Here is a 712-nt window from a genome sequence, read left to right on the forward strand (position 1 = left end):
AGGACTTAACTAACTTCTTTTGGTTGTCGTTGAATGATCTCTTATTTAGTTTTTAGGGTACAAATGAATAAGTAATGTATCCGCCTGTAGATATGAGAAAGCATCAAGCAAGGAATGGTTCCGAGCAGATGTTGATTTATCGAATTAAGAAATGTCTGGTAGCAATGGCGGAGAGGTCACACCTGTTCCCATGCCGAACACAGAAGTTAAGCTCTCCAGCGCCGATGGTAGTTGGGGCTTTGCCCCTGCAAGAGTAGGACGCCGCCAGGCATTTTTTTATACTTATTTATAAGTAATACTATTACTATATTTACATGTATATTTTTTATGGTATGATAAAAGGTAATACTGTGTACCTAGCTTAATTATTGATCTATCCTATTCCACAGTAGCTCAGTGGTAGAGCTATCGGCTGTTAACCGATCGGTCGTAGGTTCGAATCCTACCTGTGGAGCCATTTTATGCTTCCATAGCTCAGTCGGTAGAGCACCACCATGGTAAGGTGGGGGTCAGCGGTTCAAGTCCGCTTGGAAGCTTTCCTATAAACCTTGATATGCAAGGGAGCTAAATAAAGAACACCACTTTTTTATTAGTGGTGTTCTTATTTAAAGTTAAGAAAGTATAAAATCAGTGCAATGACTGTGTTAAGCCAAGTAGTTATTTTGAAATGTTTGATGTATATTGGCAATGCTCCGACGAATTACTTCGCTTT

General features: G+C 39.6%; 2 tRNA genes and 1 rRNA gene. All 3 read left to right on the top strand.

From position 1 onward, the window contains the following. Positions 1 to 154: 154 nt before the first annotated feature. The 3 genes from rrf (at position 155) to ABDZ84_RS08410 (ending at position 536) form a co-directional block, all read left to right on the top strand. Positions 155 to 270 (top strand): 5S ribosomal RNA (gene rrf, locus ABDZ84_RS08400). Positions 271 to 382: 112 nt separating this feature from the next. Continuing rightward, positions 383 to 457: transfer RNA gene (locus ABDZ84_RS08405), tRNA-Asn, on the top strand. A gap of 6 nt (positions 458 to 463) precedes the next feature. After that, a tRNA-Thr gene (locus ABDZ84_RS08410) sits at positions 464 to 536 on the top strand. Positions 537 to 712 lie beyond the last annotated feature (176 nt).

It is taken from the genome of Virgibacillus salarius (assembly GCF_039521925.1).
GTDB classification, from domain to species: domain Bacteria; phylum Bacillota; class Bacilli; order Bacillales; family Amphibacillaceae; genus Virgibacillus; species Virgibacillus salarius.